The 2016-nt window shown below is 46.0% G+C and carries 2 protein-coding genes; both read left to right on the forward strand.

The window, feature by feature from the left end; genetic code table 11:
* The coding region (locus tag H8S63_RS19675) for a DNA methylase (RefSeq protein ID WP_186927699.1) at window positions 1–1266 on the forward strand (1266 nt) is incomplete at its 5' end.
* Window positions 1267–1916: 650 nt separating this feature from the next.
* The coding region (locus tag H8S63_RS19680) for a GTP-binding protein (protein WP_370527615.1) at window positions 1917–2016 on the forward strand (100 nt) is incomplete at its 3' end.

Raw genomic sequence — 2016 nt, forward strand, 5'->3', positions numbered from 1 at the left:
ATGAGCCGGTCTCTATATAAGAATAGAGATTTAGAAAAGCTTGAGCCGTATGAGGGGAAACTCTCACGTACGGTTCTGAGGGGGGAAGAGGGCAGTAATGCCCTTGACCTACCCGATCGACCGTCCGACCTGCAACAGCGTGACGGACGCGGAGTTAGAGCCGGAAACGAAATTGCCAAGCATTTCGCCGGGAACAACGTGGACGTAATCATCTACGCGGTGGAGAAGTCACTGGACAGCTACAAGTTCAACCTCCTGCACTGCAAGCAGACTTTCATCAGCCAGCTCAAAAGCGGTGCTATGGGGGCGCGTACCATCGACGAGGGGGCAGTGGACGAGAAATCGGGCATGAACTTTTCGGAATATATGGCGTTGCTATCCGGCAACACCGACCTGCTGGACAAGGCGAAACTTGAAAAGCGCATCGCCTCGCTCGAAGGGGAACGCAAGTCGTTTAACAAGGGCAAGCGTGATTCGGAGTTCAAGTTAGAGTCGAAGACGGGCGAGTTGCGTAACAACACGGCTTTCATAGATGCCATGACGGAGGACTGGAACCGCTTCCTTTCGGTGGCGCAGACCGACAGGGAGGGCAACCGCCTTAATATAATAAAGGTGGACGGTGTGGATTCCGCCGATGAGAAGGTTATCGGAAAGCGTTTGCAGGAGATAGCGAAAAACGCCACTACGGGCGGGCTTTACACACAGGTCGGAGAACTGTACGGTTTTCCGATAAAGGTGGTGAGCGAGAGGATACTCAAAGAGGGATTGGAGTTTACCGACAACCGCTTCGTGGTAGAGGGGAACTACAAGTACACCTATAACAACGGACATCTGGCAATGGCTGATCCGATGGCTGCCGCCCGAAACTTCCTGAACGCGATGGAGAGGATACCCTCCATTATCGACCAGTACAAGGCGAAGAACGAGGTGCTGGAGAGGGAGATACCGCAGTTGCAGGAGATAGCGGGCAAGGTGTGGAAGAAGGAGGACGAGCTGAAGCAGCTGAAATCCGAACTTGCCGCCCTTGACCGAAAAATACAGCTGGAACTTGCGCCGCCCACGCCCGAAGTCGCCGAAAAGGAGAAAGAAGGGCAACAGGTCAAGCCGGAAGCGGAAGATGTGAGGAACAGGCAGGCGCAATATCCCGAAAATGCACCGCCGCAGATACGCAGTCCGGCGGATAGTATCGTTGCCAACCATGTCATAATCGGGCGTCCGGGACTGTATGCCAAGGAGGAAACCCGGTTCAAAGGATTGAAAATATAACCTTAGGAATTTTATCTGAAGTATTAATAAGGGCTATCCCAAAAGGTCTAAAAGTAAATTTTATCCTTTCTGCAAGTATCTGTAGGATGGCAACTGCATTTTTTTCTTTTTGGGCAGCCCTTATTAAAATTTATTCTTATTTTAGGTTATATACATTCATGTCCATTTATGTAAAAAATCCTGCTGACCTTGTTTATGTCTTGTCAGTCACCATTTGCAAAACCATATTTGACCCTCAAAGAGGCTGAATTTGATAAGCAACTTGCTACATACTCATAATAAGGAGCTAAATAGAACACGAATGGGAAATACTCAAATGCCAAACTAAAGAAGATATTGGCCAAAATAAACGCTATACCGAGAGAGAAACTTGATTTTTCAACTTCCTAAAACAGTGTTGTTCAAACATTTCTACTTATTTGTACTTACCAGTTGAACCTACGTTTCCCTAATAAAATGTCTATGGTAAAAAGTTAAAAAATCCTCCTACTTTTGTTAGATATATTTTTTTGTGTAATTTTGTAATCGTTATGCGGCAGTAATAATATACATATTAATACGAGTTAGGAATCCTGTAGTTCTCATATGCTACGAGGAGGTATTAAAAGGTGCGTTTCGACAATGCATCTATTGTAGTATATTATTGCTTAATCCAAATGAATATTATAAATTTAGGAATTCTTGCTCACATTGATGCAGGAAAAACTTCCGTAACCGAGAATCTGCTGTTTGCCAGTGGAGCAACGGAAA

The organism is Bacteroides sp. NSJ-39 (assembly GCF_014287315.1).
GTDB lineage: Bacteria > Bacteroidota > Bacteroidia > Bacteroidales > Bacteroidaceae > Bacteroides > Bacteroides finegoldii.